Annotated in this window: 17 protein-coding genes, 2 tRNA genes and 1 pseudogene; 3 read left to right on the forward strand and 17 right to left on the reverse strand. The window is 38.6% G+C overall.

Annotated elements, in window-relative coordinates:
• Positions 1 to 158 precede the first annotated feature (158 nt).
• From HMPREF2887_RS06365 to rsmH, 14 genes and pseudogenes are all read right to left on the reverse strand, one after another.
• Positions 159 to 1,826 (reverse strand): DAK2 domain-containing protein, encoded by a 1,668-nt coding sequence (locus tag HMPREF2887_RS06365; protein ID WP_021001295.1) that lies wholly within the window; start codon positions 1,824 to 1,826, stop codon positions 159 to 161.
• Positions 1,827 to 1,828: 2 nt separating this feature from the next.
• Positions 1,829 to 2,194 carry an Asp23/Gls24 family envelope stress response protein gene (locus tag HMPREF2887_RS06370; RefSeq protein ID WP_003025907.1) on the reverse strand — a complete coding sequence of 122 codons (366 nt, stop codon included), beginning with the start codon at positions 2,192 to 2,194 and terminating at the stop codon, positions 1,829 to 1,831.
• A 175-nt stretch (positions 2,195 to 2,369) separates the two neighbouring features.
• Positions 2,370 to 2,558, reverse strand: a complete 189-nt coding sequence (rpmB, locus tag HMPREF2887_RS06375; protein WP_003025909.1) for a 50S ribosomal protein L28 — start codon at positions 2,556 to 2,558, stop codon at positions 2,370 to 2,372.
• Positions 2,559 to 2,693: 135 nt separating this feature from the next.
• Positions 2,694 to 3,356: a LiaF transmembrane domain-containing protein gene (locus HMPREF2887_RS06380; protein ID WP_003025911.1), complete on the reverse strand. Its 663-nt coding sequence runs from the start codon at positions 3,354 to 3,356 to the stop codon at positions 2,694 to 2,696.
• A gap of 5 nt (positions 3,357 to 3,361) precedes the next feature.
• Positions 3,362 to 3,808, reverse strand: coding sequence for a LytTR family DNA-binding domain-containing protein (locus HMPREF2887_RS06385; RefSeq protein ID WP_003025913.1), 447 nt, complete (start codon positions 3,806 to 3,808; stop codon positions 3,362 to 3,364).
• A gap of 208 nt (positions 3,809 to 4,016) precedes the next feature.
• A tRNA-Thr gene (locus HMPREF2887_RS06390) sits at positions 4,017 to 4,089 on the reverse strand.
• Between the two features lie 50 nt (positions 4,090 to 4,139).
• Positions 4,140 to 4,376: pseudogene (locus HMPREF2887_RS06395) on the reverse strand (GNAT family N-acetyltransferase); the annotation flags it as partial.
• 113 nt (positions 4,377 to 4,489) lie between these two features.
• Complete coding sequence (locus HMPREF2887_RS06400) at positions 4,490 to 5,371, reverse strand: class II fructose-bisphosphate aldolase (RefSeq protein ID WP_003025917.1); 882 nt, start codon at positions 5,369 to 5,371, stop codon at positions 4,490 to 4,492.
• 184 nt (positions 5,372 to 5,555) lie between these two features.
• Positions 5,556 to 5,641 (reverse strand) — tRNA-Leu (locus HMPREF2887_RS06405).
• A gap of 199 nt (positions 5,642 to 5,840) precedes the next feature.
• Positions 5,841 to 7,799 carry a peptide ABC transporter substrate-binding protein gene (locus HMPREF2887_RS06410; RefSeq protein ID WP_021001294.1) on the reverse strand — a complete coding sequence of 653 codons (1,959 nt, stop codon included), beginning with the start codon at positions 7,797 to 7,799 and terminating at the stop codon, positions 5,841 to 5,843.
• A gap of 523 nt (positions 7,800 to 8,322) precedes the next feature.
• Complete coding sequence (gene mraY / locus HMPREF2887_RS06415) at positions 8,323 to 9,306, reverse strand: phospho-N-acetylmuramoyl-pentapeptide-transferase (RefSeq protein WP_021001293.1); 984 nt, start codon at positions 9,304 to 9,306, stop codon at positions 8,323 to 8,325.
• 1 nt (position 9,307) lies between these two features.
• Entirely contained in the window at positions 9,308 to 11,563 is a 2,256-nt protein-coding gene (gene pbp2X, locus HMPREF2887_RS06420) for a penicillin-binding protein PBP2X (protein WP_057489576.1), read from the reverse strand.
• A 3-nt stretch (positions 11,564 to 11,566) separates the two neighbouring features.
• Positions 11,567 to 11,887: a cell division protein FtsL gene (gene ftsL, locus HMPREF2887_RS06425; RefSeq protein ID WP_003025928.1), complete on the reverse strand. Its 321-nt coding sequence runs from the start codon at positions 11,885 to 11,887 to the stop codon at positions 11,567 to 11,569.
• An 8-nt stretch (positions 11,888 to 11,895) separates the two neighbouring features.
• Entirely contained in the window at positions 11,896 to 12,846 is a 951-nt protein-coding gene (gene rsmH, locus HMPREF2887_RS06430; protein ID WP_057489575.1) for a 16S rRNA (cytosine(1402)-N(4))-methyltransferase RsmH, read from the reverse strand.
• A gap of 149 nt (positions 12,847 to 12,995) precedes the next feature.
• Here rsmH and HMPREF2887_RS06435 point away from each other — a divergent pair, with 149 nt between their 5' ends.
• The 3 genes from HMPREF2887_RS06435 to HMPREF2887_RS06445 all read left to right on the forward strand — a co-directional run bounded on the left by HMPREF2887_RS06435 (position 12,996) and on the right by HMPREF2887_RS06445 (position 15,485).
• Positions 12,996 to 13,184, forward strand: a complete 189-nt coding sequence (locus HMPREF2887_RS06435) for a helix-turn-helix transcriptional regulator (RefSeq protein WP_057489574.1) — start codon at positions 12,996 to 12,998, stop codon at positions 13,182 to 13,184.
• Between the two features lie 268 nt (positions 13,185 to 13,452).
• Positions 13,453 to 14,808 carry a TrkH family potassium uptake protein gene (locus HMPREF2887_RS06440; RefSeq protein WP_021001291.1) on the forward strand — a complete coding sequence of 452 codons (1,356 nt, stop codon included), beginning with the start codon at positions 13,453 to 13,455 and terminating at the stop codon, positions 14,806 to 14,808.
• A gap of 11 nt (positions 14,809 to 14,819) precedes the next feature.
• Positions 14,820 to 15,485, forward strand: a complete 666-nt coding sequence (locus HMPREF2887_RS06445; protein WP_003025935.1) for a potassium channel family protein — start codon at positions 14,820 to 14,822, stop codon at positions 15,483 to 15,485.
• 49 nt (positions 15,486 to 15,534) lie between these two features.
• Here HMPREF2887_RS06445 and HMPREF2887_RS06450 read toward each other — a convergent pair whose 3' ends face one another.
• Genes HMPREF2887_RS06450 through glyQ form a run of 3 tightly spaced genes read right to left on the reverse strand, consistent with a single transcriptional unit; the run spans position 15,535 to position 18,764 of the window.
• On the reverse strand, positions 15,535 to 15,792 hold the full coding sequence (locus tag HMPREF2887_RS06450; protein WP_003025937.1) for a DUF896 family protein: 258 nt from the start codon (positions 15,790 to 15,792) through the stop codon (positions 15,535 to 15,537).
• A gap of 15 nt (positions 15,793 to 15,807) precedes the next feature.
• Entirely contained in the window at positions 15,808 to 17,847 is a 2,040-nt protein-coding gene (gene glyS, locus HMPREF2887_RS06455) for a glycine--tRNA ligase subunit beta (RefSeq protein WP_021001290.1), read from the reverse strand.
• Positions 17,848 to 17,849: 2 nt separating this feature from the next.
• On the reverse strand, positions 17,850 to 18,764 hold the full coding sequence (gene glyQ, locus HMPREF2887_RS06460) for a glycine--tRNA ligase subunit alpha (RefSeq protein ID WP_003025941.1): 915 nt from the start codon (positions 18,762 to 18,764) through the stop codon (positions 17,850 to 17,852).
• Positions 18,765 to 19,122 lie beyond the last annotated feature (358 nt).

The raw sequence follows: 19,122 nt of genomic DNA on the forward strand, positions 1-19,122 counted from the left end.
AGGTTGTAGACTTGGTTTCTAACTCTATATTTCCTCTTGTTACTTTCATTATAGCTCAACTCTTTTATCGCCACTAGATGATTTTGTCATCGCTCAACATGACAAATGTCATAAAAAAGACGACTCTCTCAAGTCGTCCTTTTCATCAGTTATTCTATTTATTCAACACTAAAGAGATATGGATAAACTGGCTGTCCGCCATTGTGAATTTCTACTTCTACATCTTCAAATTTTTCAGTAATGTCTTGCGCTAATTCATTGGCCAAGTCTTCACTTCCATCTTCACCAATGTAAATCGTCACAATTTCACTATCTGCATCTAACATGTTACTGAACGTTTCATTCAATGTCGTCAGCATATCTGGATTGGAAACAACAATTTTTCCGTCTACCATACCTAAATTATCATTTTCATGAATTTCAAGACCGTCAATCGTTGTATCACGGACAGCTGTCGTCACACTACCACTGACAACATCTGCAAGTGCAGCAGTCATACGATCATGATTTTCTTCAATAGATTTGCTTGGGTCAAAAGCTAACAAGCTAGTCAAACCTTGCGGAATTGTTCTTGTTTCAATCACTGCAGCAGATTGTTCAATCACTTCAGCCGCTGATTGCGCCGCCATGAAGATATTCTTGTTGTTTGGCAGGATAATGATATGACGAGCATTCACATGTTCAACTGCCTTGATGAAATCTTCTGTTGAAGGATTCATCGTTTGCCCGCCAGAGATGATGTAGTCCACACCTTGCGCTTTAAAGATGTCTGACAATCCTTCTCCTGCAACGACAGCAATGATTGCATATTCTTTTTCTTCTGTTGGCTGGCTATTTTCACGCTCTTCTTTTTCAACCTGCGCTTCGTGTTGATTGCGCATATTATCTACTTTGACCTTGACAAGACTTCCGTATTTCAAGCCTTCTTGCATGACCAAACCTGGGTCTTCCGTGTGAACATGAACTTTTACGATTTCATCATCATTTACGACAAGAAGTGAGTCGCCCAGTTCATTCAAGTAGTTGCGAAATTCATCATAGTCAAATTCTTTAACATACGTTGGACCTTTTTTCAAGGCTACCATGATTTCCGTACAATAACCATATTTGATGTCTTCTGTTGCCACATGACTAGCTACTGACTTATGGTGCTCTGCATTGATCATTTCTGTCATAGTTGCAGGCGTTGCTTGAAATTCTTCAGACGCAATATATTCGCCTGTCAATGCTGACAAAAAGCCTTCATAAATGAAAACAAGACCTTGACCACCAGAGTCCACAACACCAACTTCTTTTAAGACCGGAAGCATGTCAGGTGTTTTAGCAAGAGCCACCTTAGCACTATCAAGAGCTGCTTTCATGACTTCAACAGCATCATTAGTCTCTTCTGCTTTTTTCTTGGCACCAATTGCAGCTCCGCGAGAAACAGTCAAAATCGTTCCTTCAACCGGTTTCATCACAGCTTTGTAGGCTACTTCTACTCCAGATTGAAAAGCAAGGGCTAAATCTTGTCCTGTTAATTCTTCCTTCTCTTTTACACTTTGAGAGAAGCCGCGGAAAAGCTGAGACGTGATAACACCCGAATTCCCACGCGCACCCATTAAGAGACCTTTTGCAAAAATTCCAGCCACTTCACCAACAGTAGAAGCAGATTTGTCCGCAACTTCCTTTGCACCATTTTCAATGGTCATTCCCATATTGGTACCTGTGTCACCGTCTGGCACAGGAAAAACATTTAAAGAATTGACATATTCAGCCTGTTTATTCAAACGAGTAGATGCAGACTGCACCATTTCTTGAAATAAACTAGTAGTAATATTTGACACGATTATTCTCCTACAACTTTAATATTTTGGATATAGACATTTACTGTTTCAGCAGTAATTCCAAGCTGATTTTCAAGACTGAATTTCACACGTTCTTGAATATTTTTAGACACTTCACTGATCTTGGTACCATAGCTCAAAACTGTATAAACATCAACAGCAATGCTACCTTCTTCCGTTGTCTTTACTACAACGCCTTTCGCATAATTTTCTTTGCCCAACAAAGCTTGAAAATTATCTTTAATGGCATTTTTGCTGGCCATTCCGACTACACCAAAAATTTCAGTTGCTGCCCCACCAACAATTGTCGCAATGACATCATCTGTCAGTTCGATTTGACCATCTTTTGTATTGATTTTTACAGTCATAGTTTCTACCTCAAAAGTATTTTATAGTTTATTTTACCATATTTTACGCGGACTGTAAAAGAGAGAGTACATAATTAGAAAGTATTCAGTCAATGTTGGGGATTTTCCTTGTCCTAAAAAATCTATTTTCTTGTACAAAAAGAAAAGGGACCCCAGAGGTCCGATTCTTCATAAATTAAACGCGTTCAACTTTGCCTGATTTAAGGGCACGTGCTGAAGCCCAAACTTTCTTAGGTTTACCATCAACTAAGATTGTCACCTTTTGAAGATTTGGTTTCACAGTACGTTTTGTTTGGTTCATTGCGTGAGAGCGGTTGTTTCCTGATACAGTTTTACGACCTGTAAAGTAACATACTTTTGCCATTGATACTTGTCCTCCTGATTAGTTTCACGGGTTTTATACCACATACCGTAAAATTTTATCACAATTTCTATGATTTTGCAAGACTATTTTCTCTATATTTCAAAATTTAGCCAAGGCAGCCCCAATCCACCAGTCTTAAATATAGATAATTCCCAAACGACCGAAAGATACATCTCCCTTTACATAGAGGGTCTTGTCTTTCTCATTGATGTTACGGGGATTGGTAACTGTGCCGAAAGCATTGTCTACATCCAACTCCACACGCCAATTGCTCGGCACATATAATGTAGCATTTCCAAAAGAAACATCAATATCAAAGGTCGCAGAATCGCCTTTTATCGTGGCATTGTCAAAATAAACTGTGGCATTGCCAAAGGTACAATCTAGCGTTTCATAGGTAAAATCTTCCGAATTGATGTAGCGCGTACCACTTCCAAAATTAATATCCCCATTTATAATGCGATGAGCATTTGAACCACGATAAACACCCCAAATTCGTTTTGGTTTGAAAATTAAGCCAATACCAATAGAAGCCAAAATCCCTGCTAGGAAAATCGTTCCAGATGAGATGGGCAAAAAGTGATAGCTGCTATTTGCAACGATTAAGGAAATAATGGCTAAAATAATCCCGCCAGATAAATTTCCTCTCCAAAAATTTTCAATTGCAAAGTAAGCAAATCCAAGCACAACAAGCATTGGCCAAAAATTGAAATCAATAAGCGGAATACCAAAATTTCCTTGTAGCAGCACCCAGCCGGCTAATACCAAAAACCCCACTCCAAACAATGTTTTTCTCATAATATTTACCTCATTTCACTTAATTTTTCTTTTAAGAATTGAAAATAATGCCTAGACACATGCACTTGCTTATGGGTATCATAAAAGCGAATACTGCTCGTTCCTGAAAAAGACTTTTCTAATGAATAAATTGCTTTAATATTCGTAATCGTTGATTTAGAAATACGACAGAAATACCGCGGCAAACATTCTTCTAGCTCATACAATTTCAGTTTGACTTCATAAGCATTATTTCGAGCATGCGCAAAAATTTTATTTCCATCCGTTTCAAAGAAGAGGATATCTGCTAAATCAACATAATATTCACTCGTATCTTTGTAAAAAAGTATAGATGGCTTGGCAACTTCTTCCAGAGAACGTTGAATGCGCTCTATCTGTTCATCAAAGCGAGGTGCCTTAATGACAATTTCTGCTTCTTCCAGATTCGAATCTAACTCTACTCGAATTTTCATAAACGCTCCCCTCGCTTTTCTTTATTTTATTATAACAATTGTCACATGAAATTCAAGCGATTTTCAGTAAGTGGTTCATTCGGATAGGTAAGTGGTCGTGAAATCTGAATAACTTACTTGTTTTTCATGAGCTGACCAGATTATAGCCCCTTTTTACGTACTGTATAAACAACAAAAAAGCCTTCAATTCAATGAAGACCTTCAATGATGCCGATTATAGGGCTTGAACCTACGACCTACGCGTTACGAGTGCGTTGCTCTACCAACTGAGCTAAATCGGCATTCAACACATACTTATTCTAACACGTCAATTTTTTTTGTCAAGAAGTTTTTAGGAAATTTTCTCGATTAAAACCATGCAGGGATTGTGTGAATCCCACAGCTGAGGGAAGATTTCTAATTTTTTAAAACCTTGAGCCTGATAGAAAGCATTCGTTCTATCGTAGGTTGGATAATGACCCGGTGCCACTGTTTTGACTTGTAAATAGTCAACTTGTTGTCTTGCTGCCATTTCCAAAACATTCACTAGCTTTGACCCAATCCCTTGTCTATGATAGTCTTTCTTGATTTCTTTAATCTGAGCCATTCCTCTCTCCCATTCCTGCCAACAAATTTTTATCTTTTATTTATTCAACAAAAATCCCGCACAAGGCGAGATTTTCTTGTTTATTTAGTAAGCGATTAAGCTTTACCTTCTGAACCAAATACGTCAATACGTTCTTCAACAGCTTCTGTAATTGCTTCGAAACCTGGTTTCAAGAATTTACGTGGGTCAAAGAGTTTCTTCTTATCGTATTCTGCTTCGTTTGCTTCGTATTCAGCAACGAATTTACGAGTAGCTTTTGCAAAGGCAATTTGACATTCAGTGTTTACATTTACCTTAGCAACACCAAGTTTAATTGCTGCTTGGATTTGGTCGTCAGGAATACCTGAACCACCGTGAAGTACGATTGGGAATCCAGGAACAGCTTCTGTCAATTTTTGCAAGTGGTCAAGGTGAAGACCTTTCCAGTTAGCTGGGTATGGTCCATGAATGTTCCCAATACCTGCTGCAAGGAAGTCAATTCCAGTTTCAACCATTGCTTTTGCATCTTCGATTGGAGCCAATTCACCATCACCGATGATACCATCTTCTTCACCACCGATTGTACCAACTTCAGCTTCTACTGACACGCCATTTGCATGCGCAAATTCAACCACTTTGCGAGCTTTTTCAAGATTTTCTTCAACTGGAAGATGAGAACCATCAAACATAACTGAAGTGTAACCAACTTTGATACATTCAAGTGCATCTTCATAATGACCATGGTCAAGATGAATAGCAACTGGTACAGTAATTCCCATTGATTCTACAAGGTTTTCGATGAGAAGTTTACATACTTTGTAACCACCCATATATTTAGCAGCACCCATAGAAGTTTGGATAAGAACTGGAGCTTTTTTAGCTTCTGCTGCACGCAAGATAGCTTGAGTCCACTCAAGGTTGTTTGTATTAAATCCACCAACTGCATAACCATTGTCACGAGCTGCTTGGACAAATTTTTCTGCTGAAACGATTGCCATTAGTATTAGGCCTCCTATTTATTTTTATGGGGTTTCCCATTTACATTGTTTATTTTATCACTTTTTAGGAAAAAATACCAGCATTTCCTAACCTTTTAAGCGTTTTCTATTATAAAACTGTTTTTCTTTCCTCACATTTCAAAAATAATGAAACAAAAAAACCGGCCGAAGCCAGCTTACCTGATGCGGAGAGAGGGACTTGAACCCTCACGACCTAAAGCGGTCACAGGATCCTTAGTCCTGCGCGTCTGCCAATTCCGCCATCCCCGCGATTGAGTACCTTATTAGTATAACAGGATAGAAACTCCTTGTCAAGAAAATTTTTTGAAAAAATGTATCTGTCAGCACTTAAAATCACTCCCTAATGCCAACTCTTGTTTGAAACTTCTTCAATATATGTTCTTTAGACATGACAACAAAAAGAAACTCCTACGAAGCTTATCGTTTGTAGAAGTTTCTTACATTTGTTTTATTTCACATGATTTTCGTAGTCATCTTGTGCTTTTTTATTAGAGATTTCTTTTTCTTTTAGCCATTTCTTTTTAGCACTTTCGTATTCTTTTGTTGTTACAATTTTGTCTTGCAATTTGACATATTTAAAGTAACTGCTTGAAGCACCTTTGATTCCAACTAATGAGTAAGAACGGCTAAATGGAACTGTTTTCGTCACGGACGGTGTTCCTCCAAGAGAGAGGTTTGGCATTGTCAAGCCACTATCGATTAACCATGCTTGTGCCTCGGCATATTTTTCATAGCGTGTAGTTTCATTGGTTTCAGCATTTGCTTCTGCTAGCATCTCTGTATATGTGTCCAGTCCAACTGCCTTGATCTTATCATTTTCTTGACCTGGTTCCAGACCAAAGTTTTGTAAACTACCACCATTTTTTGTATTCAAAGTATCTAGATAAGTAGATGGGTCTTGATAGTCACCAGACCAACCACCATTATACAGATCGTAGTCTTTTTGAGCAGCTGTATTAGCAAAATAACTGATATTATTTAATTCATCTGAACTCATTTGTTGAATATCAATGACAACATTTTCTGTGCCCAAGACGGACTCAACAGATTGCTTCATGGAACTTTCCCATTGAACACCAATTTTACTTGTCTGATCAGCTGGTACATCTAAGTGGATAGGGAACTGAACACCCTTTGCTTGCAGTTCTGCTTTAGCTTGAGCAAACTTTGCTTTAGCTTTTTCTGGATTGTAATAAGCATCTTGTGCATCGGCTAAATTCATGTTTGACCATTCTGAGCCATAGTTTACTAGCTTAGAAGACACAACATCACCAAACGTTTTATCACCGATAGAAACAAATGTTGGTGGCACGAGTGTGTTCCGCAATACCTTTGTTGCTCCGTCTTTCCCATTACTTTGTGCACCATAAGAAGTACGATTATAGGCAAAGTTGATAGCTTGACGGAAAGCTTTGTTTAGCACCGCTTCTTGTGTCGCAGCCTTTTGAGCATCTGTTTTCTTCGATGTATGGTTGTAAGACTGACGATTTAAATTAAAGTTATAATAGTAGCTGGTCGCATCTTGCAAACTATAGATGATATTGTTAGCATATTGTTTCTTAACAGAAGCAAAACTAGAGCTATTTGGATAAAGACGAGCTGCACTATAGGCACCATCTGTGAAGTTACGGATAAGGGCTTCTTGGTCAGAGCCGTCATAATATGTCAATTTAATGTTATCCAAATGAACATTCTTTTTATCATAGTAATGAGGATTTTTAGCAAATTCCATAGAAGACTTGGCTGTCAGAGACTTCAATAGATAAGGACCATTGTATAGAATGCTGGTTGGTTTTACAGAACCAAAATTTTTTCCTTGTGATTTCAAGAAATCTGCATTAACTGGGAAGAGGATATTATTGGTCGTTTTTGAATTCCAATAAGTCTCTGCACGGCTGAGTGTATACTGTACTGTATAGTCATCTAGAGCTTTTACTCCAACCATTGAAAAATCTTTCGTTTCACCCTTGATGTAAGCATCCAAACCTTTGACAGAATCTTGAATGAGGTAAAGGGCTTCTGATTTATTATCTGCGGCGTATTTCAAGCCAGTTACAAAGTCTTGCGCTTTTACACTTGCGTACTCTTCACCTTCTGATGTGTACCATTTAGCATCTTTACGTAATTTATACGTATATGTCAAGCCATCTTTGGAGACTGTCCATGACTTAGCAAGCGCCGGAACTAAATTTCCGTACTGGTCATTTTCCAATAATCCATCAACTAAGTTAGTCACAACATCTGAAGTTGTCGCACGGTTCGCCATCAGATAATTTAGCGTGTCTGGATCTTGTGTATACACGTATGAATAAGTTGATGTGCTAGAAGCTGACTTGCCACAACCTGCCAATAAGATTCCAGCACTTAGTACAACTCCTGTTGCAATAATCCATTTTGATGATTTCATAGATAAACCTCCTCTAATGTCACATCTTGTTACATTGAATATTATACCGGAATATTTTCAAAAAGTAAAGAGCTGTTTTTGACAGAAAATATTATTTATTCAAAATACTAGTTATTTGCTGCATAATATGATTAAAATAAGCCACGAAATACATAAAGAAACAAAAATAACAAATTTTATCTTTTGACTCAAATTGAATAAACATTCTTTTAAAGTTAAAAAATAAGCCATTCTACTTTATGAAGATAGCAACTACTCCCCTCCTTCAACTAAATATTGAACCTATTATACACTTTTTTCGTATAAGTACAAGAAAAATCATGATTTTTTAATATATTTTTCGGATTTTCTGCTATTTAAAACAAAAAAAGAGACATCCAGAGATAAAATTTGCATTTTTAGTTTCTAACCTCATCTCTCAGAGGGGTGATTATTCAGCAATCTAGAAGACTAGTGAGGTAGGGACGAAGTTTTCGTCACAAAAAAGCAAGGCAGAAATAATATTGTCCCCACCTCGTTTCTCTTATAAATATAAAATCGCAAGTGTTAGTAAGCTAGCTATAAGACCGATTCCCCAGAAAAAGAAATCAACTTTCCATTCGCTCCAAGCTTTACCATGACCTGATAGACCTCCCAGTTCAAAATGATGATGAACTGGTGTCATCCGAAAAATACGTTTGCCGCCGGTCAATTTGAAATAAGAAACCTGCATCATAACCGAAGTTGTTTCAAAGACATAGACAATTCCAATGATGAGCAGCGTCCATTCTTGATGAAGCGCCATCGAAATGGCTGCTAACATACCACCAAGTGCTAAGCTCCCTACATCACCCATAAAAATTTTAGCTGGTTTATGATTGAAAATGAAGAAGGCAAGCAGACCGCCAATCATACTCAAAATGACAATTAAAATATCAAAACGATGCTGAACCACCGCAATAACTGCATAAGCTGTCAAACTGATTGTAACAGAAATGCTGGCTAATCCATCAATGCCATCTGTCAAATTGACTGCATTGGAAAAACCAACCAACCAAAAGAGGGCAAAAGCGATATAAAGATAACCTAAATGAAGTGGGAAACCAAAAACATTAAGCAAATCGCCTCCACCGTGGGTGTCAAAGAAGAAGTAAAAAACAATACCACCGATAATTTGAAGAGCTAATTTTTGCTTGGGATTTAAGCCTTCATTTATTTTGCGAAAAATCTTTAAAAAGTCATCCAAGAAACCAACAATACCGTACAAAACAAGAATAAACAATATCATCAAAGCAGCGCTTGAGAGTTCTCTTGATATAAGTGCAATCACAAAACTGGACAAAACGGAAGCTAGCAAGAAAACAGTCCCACCCATGGTTGGAGTTCCCGCTTTTGCTTGGTGCTGCTTCACATCCTCGTGCATTTGTTGCCCAGAAATATGAGCTTTATGATAAAAACGAATAAAAGCAGGTATTCCAACCAGAGTTAGAATAAAGGTCACAACACCTGCAACGATAGCTTGTAACATGCTAATCTCCTAATGTAATTGTTATTTCTTTTATTTTCTTGAGTGATGCGTTGGTTTTGACACTTTGGGCAACGACCTTAGAGCCTTTACCCTTAACATGCACTTTTATGCCCAACCATTCACCGAATGTTTCAGCATTTTTCTTCGTCCAACCGTACATATCCGGCATTTCAGTAAAGTCATCTGTTAAGACAAGAATTTGCTGATTGGGTTCCAGTGCTTCACCTGTTTTTACAGACACTTTCTTAATATTTTTACTAGTACCTAGGATAATAGGTTGTACAAGATTGCGTCGTAACTCATCCGCTAAATCACCAGGGCTGGTATTTTTAGTAGAGGGCATTTTATAAGTTATTTCTTTTGAAACTGACTTTAAAACAGGTGATTGCGTCGTCAAATTCAACGTATCCTTCATCGCTGCAGCTTCTTCTAGCACCGGATTGACAACTTCTTTCCAGAAGATTGGTTGGAAAGATTCTGAGGGCTGTTTCAGAGTTACATACATGATAAAATCAGGATTTTCTGCTGGTGTCATTGCCACAACAGAATAGATGTAATCATTTGCCCCTGTCAGATAACCACTGCCATTTTCTCCGGCAATTTGTGCTGTACCAGATTTAACTGCCACATTTTGATTAGGCACTTTGATAATCGGACCTTCTGCCTTGCTATATAAGGTTCCGTAAATAGGATCTGTACCGACAGTCACCATATGGTCTCTCGTTGACTTAGCAGCATCTTTGGAAACAGGGTGCCCGACAATTTCTGTAGAAGCCTTACGCGCACTCCCGCTTTTGGAATCATAAATGGCACTGATGAATTTTGGTTCAACCATTACACCATCATTGGCGATAGAAGAAAAAGCACGTAACATTTGTATTTGAGTAACCGAAATTCCTTGACCAAAAGCACTCATTGCATACGTAACGATATTATCTGCTGGAAGACCGCCGTAATCTTCATAATTCATTCCAAAGCGTGTAGGTAGTCCAAATTTAAACTTGCTAAGATAGTCTAGCCATTTTTCGTCACCCATTTTTTTCTCAAGAGAAGCCATTCCCACATTACTAGAAAGAGCAAAACCTTGAGCATAGGTTAATGTCTGTCCTTCAGAAAGTCCCATGTTGACATTCCAGTCTCGAATCGTTACATCTGCAATTTGCAGCCCACTATTATTATACGTTTCATTTTCTGGGAAAGTGTTATTGTCTATAGCTGCAGCTAGTGTCATAACCTTCATCGTTGAGCCAGGTTCATACTGATTTTGATAGAGAGCACTAGACCAAGCAAAGTCTTTTGTCAGATCTTGCTTTGTATCAGCATCAAAACTTGGACGCTGCGTCGTTGCAAGGATTTCTCCAGTTTTTGCACTAACTAATGTGGCACTGGCATAAGTTCCCTTAGCTTTTTCCACAAAAGCATTCATCCGCGTTTCAAGGAAAGACTGTAAATCCGAAGATAAGGTTGTATAAACATCTTTTCCATCTTGTGTTTGCCTTGAAACCTTGTCTGATCCCGGTACTATATTTCCGTTTTTATCTTTTTCATAGGTGATGACACCATTTGTTCCAGCTAACGTCTTGTTTAAAGCAGCTTCTAAACCTGTTGTTCCAACAAGTGTTTTACTACCATCTTTATTTTCTTGTAACTGAGCCAATCCAACAAAAACAGAAGCAAAATTCCCATTTTTATAGCTTCTATTTGGACTAGTTGTGAAATCAACTCCCTTTACTTTCGCTTTTTTCAATTCCTCACGAATAGTATTCATATTGCTATAACTGATACCATTCCCTTGAGCACCAAACGAAACTTGTTGTAATTTTTTTCGAGATAGTTGTTTTTTGACGTAGTCCTTGTCCATACCAAGATACTTGTTAAATACATCAGCTACCTTATCGTATTGAGATTCTTCTACATAGAGAATTTCTCCTGTTGCTGACTTATAACTTTTATCAATAACAGCATAAACATTATAGGAAGTCGCGTCTTCAGCTATTGGCAAACCATTACGGTCATAAATAGTTCCACGTTTAGCTGGGACGATCTTTGTGATTTGATGCACTTGACTTGCCTGTTCAGCTAAATTCACGCCAAACTTCTTTCCCGTTCCAATGATAATTGCAAAATTGATTAGGAAAACAAAAAAGACAAAAACCGTCAAAACGCTTAGATTTTTCCCTACTCGTCTACGATTGTAACTAGGATTCCTCCGATTTTTCAAAGCATGGTTTAAAATTCGTCTTCTGAGTCCATTCATGCTCTACTCCGCCGTTCTGATATTTTCATTATTCTGAGTCATTTCTTGCGAACTCGCTAATTTTGACAAACGTTCACTACGGATCAATTCATTAACCTCTTGCTTGGCATCATCTAACTCTGTTCGCTTCGCCTCGATTTTTGAATTGACAGTTGTTAAATCACGCTGCACTTGCAATAATTTTGTCTGCATAAAGACAACACTTGTCGCTAAGATAACTGCCGTCAAGACTATAGCGCCATAAAATGCCTTTTCAACACGAGAAAATCTTTGAATACGCGCCTGAAGTATCTGACTGGCCGTTCTTGGTCTATTATTTGCCATCTCAATCCTCACTTATGTACTTTTTGTGCCACACGCAGCTTAGCTGAATGCGCGCGATTATTGTTATCTAGTTCTTCTTTACTTGGTAAAATGGGTTTCCGAGTGACCAATTTCATTTTAGGTTGTAAATCCTCTGGAATAAATGGTAAACCTTTCGGCACATCCACTGTTGATGCCTCTTTAAAAAGTTGCTTGGTCAAGCGGTCTTCTAACGAATGAAAGGTAATCACAGAAATCCGCCCATCAACCGATAATAAATCCATCGCCTGTTGAATGGACTCGTCTGCCGCTCCCAACTCATCATTGACCTCAATACGAATGGCTTGAAAAATCTGTTTAGCTGGGTGACCTTTTTTCTTTAATTCCTTGGCAGGCTTAGCAGATTTAATAATCTCTGCCAACTCCGTAGTGGTCTCAATCAGTTTCTTTTCACGCATTTGCTCAATTTTACGAGCAATTTGTTTTGAAAACTTATCTTCCCCATACTTAAAAAAAATCCGCACTAAATCATGATAGCTATATTGATTAACTACTTCATAAGCTGTTAGCTTTGCCTCACGATTCATTCGCATATCAAGCGGAGCATCTTGTTTATAGGAAAAGCCACGCTCACGCTCATCAAGTTGCGGACTCGAAACTCCTAAATCATAACAAATACCATCAATTTCTTCAACACCTAGTTCATTCAAGCGAGCTTTTAAATGACGAAAATTGTCATTGATAAAAGTCACCATTCCTTGTTCAACATACGACGCTAAGCGTTTTTGAGCATGCTCAATAGCAGTCCGATCTTGATCAAAAGCATATAGATGACCGTTTTTTCCTAATTTACTCAATAAATATTCGCTATGCCCTGCTCCACCTAATGTTGCATCAACATAGACTCCATTTGGTTTTATATCAAGTTGATCAATGGTTTCGTGCAGAAGAACTGTTACATGATGAAATTCATTTGTCATATCTTTACTATTATACCACAAAGATTTAAAAAAAGAATTTTAGAATCATGTAAAGTTTTTTGTCAATTATACTTGACATATTTCCCGAATATATTTATAATAAAAGGGCAAAAGTCACTTATATTTGACACTAGGATAAGGAGAAATGCATGAATCACGTGAAAGATTTCCGAAAAAATCTAGGACTCTCGCAACTAGACCTTGCCAAACAAATCGGCGTTTCGCGGCAGACAATTAACATGATTGAAAACAACAAATATAATCCCACACTAGAACTTTGCATTAGTTTAGCGCTAGCTTTGAAGACAGACCTAAACACACTTTTTTGGAACAAGTAAAAAATAGAAAGACTAAATTCAAATGAATCTTCAACAATACAAAAAAATTATCTTACCTCTTCTAGCTATTCTCTTTATCATTTCCTTCTACTTTTTCTTCACCTTGACAGATCCGATATTGTTTTGGATAGATGTGGCAGTGTTTGCTTGCTGCATCTTTCTCGGTCGAAAATTTTTGAAGAAGGATTAGACTTCTTGCGCCTTCCTTCTCGTTTTTTAAGCTGCTTTGTGGTAAAATAAAGTCATTATTCTATGAAGGAAGATACGAATGTCACGTTTTTTATCAAGATTATCTCCTGCTAGGCGCATTTTATTGAGCTTTGCCCTTGTAATTGTGGTGGGCTCTCTTCTTTTAAATCTGCCTTTTATGCAGACAGCGACTTCTAAAGCTAATTATTTTGACCACCTCTTTACATCAGTTTCAATGGTCTGTGTGACGGGGCTTTTTACGCAGTCTGTTGCAGATACTTACAATGTTTGGGGACAGATTATCTGTATGCTCCTCATTCAGATTGGCGGATTGGGGCTGATTAGCTTTATTGGGCTGATTTATGTCCGCTCCAATCAGAAACTCAGTTTTTCCAATCGTACTACTTTACAAGAAAGTCTTAGTCGAGATGAGACAAATTCTATTCGCGACTTTCTTCGCTCCATTTTTCTCATTACTTTCAGCATTGAAGCTCTTGGAGCATTTATCCTCAGTTTTCGCTTTGTCCCCCTTTTAGGATGGGGAAAAGGACTTCTAACCTCCATTTTCCTTGCTATCTCTGCATTTTGTAATGCTGGATTTGACAACTTAGGAAGCACTAGCTTGCTAGCTTATAAAACAGATGCCTTGGTCAATTTGACCATTGCTGCCTTGATTATCATGGGAGGCTTGGGTTTTTCAGTTTGGTTTGACTTAAAAACAAATATCCAGACAAAAGGACACAAGCGGAAATTACGCTTTCACACAAAATTGGTTCTTGCTTTAACAGCTCTCATCTTAATCAGTGGAACCTGCTTGACATTTCTGACAGAATATCAAAATACAGCTACTATTGGTCGACTTCCCTTTGAAAAGAAACTTTTAGTCAGCTTCTTTCAAACCGTCACCATGCGGACGGCCGGCTTTGCAACAATTGACTATACACAAGCTCGCCCAGTGACACTTCTCCTTTACATCATTCAAATGTTTCTAGGGGGTGCTCCCGGAGGAACAGCAGGGGGACTGAAAATCACTACTTTTTTGGTCGTATTAGCCTTTGCCCGAACGGAAATCCTTGGCTTGCCTCATACTAATTTTGGACACCATACGTTTTCTCCCTCTACCATTCAAAAAGCCTTTAGTGTCTTGATTGTCTTTACAACAACCTTTATCATTGGCTTGACTTTTTTGACTATGGTCGCTGATAACGGACATCGCTTTATTTACTTAATGTTTGAAGCCATGTCCGCTCTTGGAACGGTAGGCGTAACGGCAAATCTAACGCCTACTTTAAATCATGCCGCCTTAACGGTGATTATGTTTTTGATGTTTATCGGACGAATTGGACCACTGACCCTAATCGTTAGTCTCTCCAATCGAAAATCAAAGAAAAAAGATACGATTAAATTTTCCAACGCAAATATTATTATCGGATAGGAAGGAATTTCATGGATAAACGAACAATTGGCATACTAGGACTAGGAGTTTTTGGTCGCAGTATCATTAACACGCTCCGTAAATACAACTGCGATATTATCGCTGTTGACGATCATGAAGATGTCATCAACCATTTTGAACCCATTTTAGCACGAGGCGTGGTCGGAGATATTACAGACCACGATTTGCTGCAAGCTGCAGGAATTGATACCTGTGATACGGTAGTGGTCGCTACTGGTGACAATCTAGAATCGAGTGTCCTTGCCGTCATGCACTGCAAATCATTAGGCGTTGAAAAAGTAATTGCCAAGGTGAAAAGTAAAACAACCCGTGAAGTGCTGCTAAAGGTCGGAGCAGATCGCTGTATCTCCCCTGAGCGTGAAACAGGAATTTCACTTGCAAAAAATATCCTGCATCAAGCTACGACTGACGTCATTGAACTAGATAAAAATGTATCTATTATCGAATTTTATCCACCTCAGTCTTGGATTGGTAAGAATTTAGCCCAATTAAAACTTCGTCAAAACTACAACCTCAATATCATTGGTTTTCGAGAAATGCCCGACGGTGTTCTCAACATTGATACATCACCTGACTATACCTTTAAAAAGGACGAATTGTTGATGGCAGTTATTGACAGTCAAACATTTGACCATTTTGAAGATATTACAAAATAGCCTAGCAAAAATCGCCGAGAATGTTTCTCGGCGATTTTTGCTGCCTTTATTACGAATTTGGATCATCTAAACTTCGACCATGCAAGCCTTTTTCACGTTGGACTTGGCGAAGTTTTTCTGGCGTGATGTCATTGCCCTCTTCATCCACAATTTTAATCCCTTCAATGTGGTGGCGAACGCTACGACGATAGCCTTCAATGTATTCTTCACGCAATTTAGCTTGCTCTACTTTTTCTTCTGGCGTTAGACCAACTGTTTTTTTCTTTTTGGCAAGTTCGTTGATACGTTCGATTTTCTTTGGTTCCATTTTTCCCTCCTTGGATTATTTTGTATTGATTTGGTTAAATTGTGCCACTTTTTTGGCTTTCGTCATTAAGGCAGCTATGAGTGCCAAACGATTTGCTCGGATTGTTTCATCTTCAGCCATAACCATAGTATTGTCAAAGAAAGCGTCAATCACTGGACTTAAAGCGAAGAGTTGCTCAATATTATCTGTTAAGTCATCAGATAACGTTAAGTTTTCTACTGCTGCATGAAGGGCTTTTTCTTCGGCATTTTCAAAGAGACTCTCGTCCACAACACCAGCCGTTTCTGCTTTTTCTGCTAAGTTAAAGACACGTGCTAAACTTTCGACCGACGATTTGAAAGAATCTTCTTGTGCTTTTTCTGCCAAACGACTTGCTGCTTCAACCAAGTCCCGCACAACAAACGTTGAACTATTTAAAACAGAAGACACGATATCTTTTGGAACATCGCTGTCCATCATTTTTTCAATACGTGCACGGAAGAAATCAAGCACTTGTTCTTTATTGCTATATGTGAGACTGTCAAATTGCAGCGCATAAATCTCTTCTACCAATTCATCTAAAGCAATGTGCCAACCAAATTTATCAAGAATACGCACGGCACCTTGCGTTGCTCTACGAAGAGCATAAGGATCATTTGAACCACTTGGAATGAGTCCGACCGAGAAGAAAGAAAGAATCGTATCCATCTTGTCTGCAATGGCTAAAATGGCACCAACTTTCGTGTCTGGCAATTCACCGTCACTGGCAGTTGGTAAATAATGCTCTCGAATAGCTCTAGCTACTGCTGTGTTTTCTCCTGCAAGCAGGGCGTATTTTTCCCCCATGATACCTTGCAGCTCATCAAACTCACCAACCATACCAGTCAACAAATCAAACTTGTAAATAGCTGCAGCTCGCGCTACGTCTTTCATTTCTTGCTTAGATAACTGAGCTTTTTCTGCTAAAAGGGCTGCAATTTTTGCTGTTCGCTCCATGTGCTCTGCTAGAGAGCCGATTTTTTCATGGAAGGTCACATTTTTCAACTTTTCAACCAAATCAGAAATAACCAATCGTTGGTCTTCGCGCCAGAAAAATTCTGCATCTTCCAAACGAGCTACCAACACTTTCTGATTCCCTTTGACCACATTTTCGAGATGTTCTGCATTTCCGTTACGTACCGATACAAAATATGGAAGTAGCTTGCCATTTTCGTTACGAACAACAAAGTAGCGTTGATTGACTTTCATGGAAGTCACAAGGACTTCCTCAGGTACATCTAGGTAACGCTCGTCAAAACGTCCGATAAAAGCGGTTGGGTATTCAATCAAATTCAGCACTTCATCCAGCAAATCTTCGTCAATCTCCACATGAACATTGTGCATTTTCTCGATTTCTTTGATTTGATCCAAAATCATGTTTTCGCGTTCCATTGGGCTGGCAATGACAAAAACTTTGCGCAAGTCCTCTTCATAAGAATCTGCTGACTGAATCTTCACTTCATGACCGAGAAAACGATGACCCCGACTTGTCCGTCCACTTTCAATATCAAACAAATTCATCAAAAAGGACTCATCATCCAACAACACAGTTAGGGTATGAACGGGGCGAATATATTCAAATGTATTGGTGCCCCAGTGCATATTGACCGGAAAGCTCAGAGAGGTCAGCACATCGGCAACTCCGTCAATCAATTCCTCAACAGGTTTTCCGATTTCTTGCTTGGTGACATAGACATATTCTTCGCCTTTTACTTCACGAAATGTGATATCTTCAACCGTCAAGCCTTTTCCACGAACAAAGCCTTGCGCAGCTTTCGTAAAATGACCATCTGCATCCAAAGCAATCTTCTTGCTTGGTCCTTTAAAATCTTCTGTTAAATCTGTTTGCTTTTCACTTAGATTGGACACGCGCACAGCCAAGCGACGAGGAGTTGAAAACATTTCAATCTTATCAAAAGTTAAACGATTATCTGTTAAAAAGGCTGCAATTTTATCACGTAATTGCTTCATGCTTGGTGTCACAACATAAGCTGGCATTTCTTCTAGCCCTAACTCAACCAATAAATTCTTTGTCATTTTTATTCCTCCTCAGCCAATAACTTCTCACGTGTTGCTTCATCCAATAATGGATAGCCCAGTCGTCTGCGCTCTGCCACAAAAGTTTTAGCAACAATACGTGCTAAATTGCGAATGCGAGCAATGTAGCCTGCACGTTCTGTCACAGAAACAGCTCCGCGAGCGTCCAATAAATTAAAAGTATGAGAACATTTCAGCACATAATCATAAGCAGGATGGACGAGATTGTATTCTAAACAGCGTTTCGCTTCTGCTTCAAAATGATCAAAATTTGCTAAAAGCAAAGCTTGGTCGCTCACTTCAAAACTGTATTTTGAATGTTCAAATTCTGGTTGGCGGAAGATTTCTCCGTATTTTACGCCATCAGCCCATTCAATATCATAAACAGAATCCACCTCTTGGATATAAGATGCCAGACGCTCCAAACCATAGGTAACTTCAGATGTCACTGGGTTGGTAGGCAAACCACCGACCTGTTGGAAATAAGTAAACTGCGTAATTTCCATACCGTCAAGCCATACTTCCCATCCTAGACCTGCAGAACCTGTTGAAGGATTTTCCCAATTGTCCTCTACAAAGCGAATATCATGTTCCAACGGATTAATTCCCAATAACTCCAAAGACTGCAAATACAGCTCTTGAATATTACTTGGACTTGGTTTCATCACAACTTGAAACTGGTGGTGTTGGTAAAGGCGATTCGGATTTTCACCGTAACGTCCATCTGCTGGACGACGTGAAGGCTCTACATAAGCTGCATTCCACGGCTCAGGACCAATGGCACGCAAGAAAGTATAAGGACTCATGGTACCAGCACCTTTTTCATTATCGTAAGCCTGCATAAGCATACAGCCCTGATCATTCCAGAATTGCTGCAACGTTAAAATAATTTCTTGAAAAGTCAACTTCTTTGACATAAGATACTCCATTCTTTTTATGATAATATTCTTACTAACCTGAGTTTATAGTAGAAATAACACTAGCGTCAACAAGTGAATCAATTTGACTGACAAAACAAAAAGCAGAACTGCACTTGACACGATACCTATACAGATTTGTATAGGGGCGTCAAAACGCGGTTCCACCCTAGTTTATTACTTCATTGTTAATATAGCCTTAAGATAACATCAAGGACTAAAATTTACCGAAAGCTCCATCTTCATTTAGCTCTTATCTGGCTTCCACCATCCCAGACTCGCTAGCAAGTAATTGCATGAGACTTCTTTCATACAAAACATTATAGCAAGAAATAGGAAATTTGTAAAAGGAAAATAT

Source organism: Streptococcus sp. HMSC071H03 (assembly GCF_001813035.1).
Lineage (GTDB): Bacteria > Bacillota > Bacilli > Lactobacillales > Streptococcaceae > Streptococcus > Streptococcus anginosus.

Excerpts from the sequence above, each read along its gene's own strand:
- HMPREF2887_RS06370 (WP_003025907.1), bottom strand. The coding sequence starts at position 2,194 with ATGACTGTAAAAATCAATACAAAAGATGGTCAAATCGAACTGACAGAT.
- rpmB (WP_003025909.1), bottom strand. The coding sequence starts at position 2,558 with ATGGCAAAAGTATGTTACTTTACAGGTCGTAAAACTGTATCAGGAAAC.
- HMPREF2887_RS06380 (WP_003025911.1), bottom strand. The coding sequence starts at position 3,356 with ATGAGAAAAACATTGTTTGGAGTGGGGTTTTTGGTATTAGCCGGCTGG.
- HMPREF2887_RS06385 (WP_003025913.1), bottom strand. The coding sequence starts at position 3,808 with ATGAAAATTCGAGTAGAGTTAGATTCGAATCTGGAAGAAGCAGAAATT.
- HMPREF2887_RS06400 (WP_003025917.1), bottom strand. The coding sequence starts at position 5,371 with ATGGCAATCGTTTCAGCAGAAAAATTTGTCCAAGCAGCTCGTGACAAT.
- HMPREF2887_RS06410 (WP_021001294.1), bottom strand. The coding sequence starts at position 7,799 with ATGAAATCATCAAAATGGATTATTGCAACAGGAGTTGTACTAAGTGCT.
- mraY (WP_021001293.1), bottom strand. The coding sequence starts at position 9,306 with ATGTTACAAGCTATCGTTGCAGGTGTTGTGACCTTTATTCTAACTCTG.
- pbp2X (WP_057489576.1), bottom strand. The coding sequence starts at position 11,563 with ATGAATGGACTCAGAAGACGAATTTTAAACCATGCTTTGAAAAATCGG.
- ftsL (WP_003025928.1), bottom strand. The coding sequence starts at position 11,887 with ATGGCAAATAATAGACCAAGAACGGCCAGTCAGATACTTCAGGCGCGT.
- rsmH (WP_057489575.1), bottom strand. The coding sequence starts at position 12,846 with ATGACAAATGAATTTCATCATGTAACAGTTCTTCTGCACGAAACCATT.
- HMPREF2887_RS06435 (WP_057489574.1), top strand. The coding sequence starts at position 12,996 with ATGAATCACGTGAAAGATTTCCGAAAAAATCTAGGACTCTCGCAACTA.
- HMPREF2887_RS06440 (WP_021001291.1), top strand. The coding sequence starts at position 13,453 with ATGTCACGTTTTTTATCAAGATTATCTCCTGCTAGGCGCATTTTATTG.
- HMPREF2887_RS06445 (WP_003025935.1), top strand. The coding sequence starts at position 14,820 with ATGGATAAACGAACAATTGGCATACTAGGACTAGGAGTTTTTGGTCGC.
- HMPREF2887_RS06450 (WP_003025937.1), bottom strand. The coding sequence starts at position 15,792 with ATGGAACCAAAGAAAATCGAACGTATCAACGAACTTGCCAAAAAGAAA.
- glyS (WP_021001290.1), bottom strand. The coding sequence starts at position 17,847 with ATGACAAAGAATTTATTGGTTGAGTTAGGGCTAGAAGAAATGCCAGCT.
- glyQ (WP_003025941.1), bottom strand. The coding sequence starts at position 18,764 with ATGTCAAAGAAGTTGACTTTTCAAGAAATTATTTTAACGTTGCAGCAA.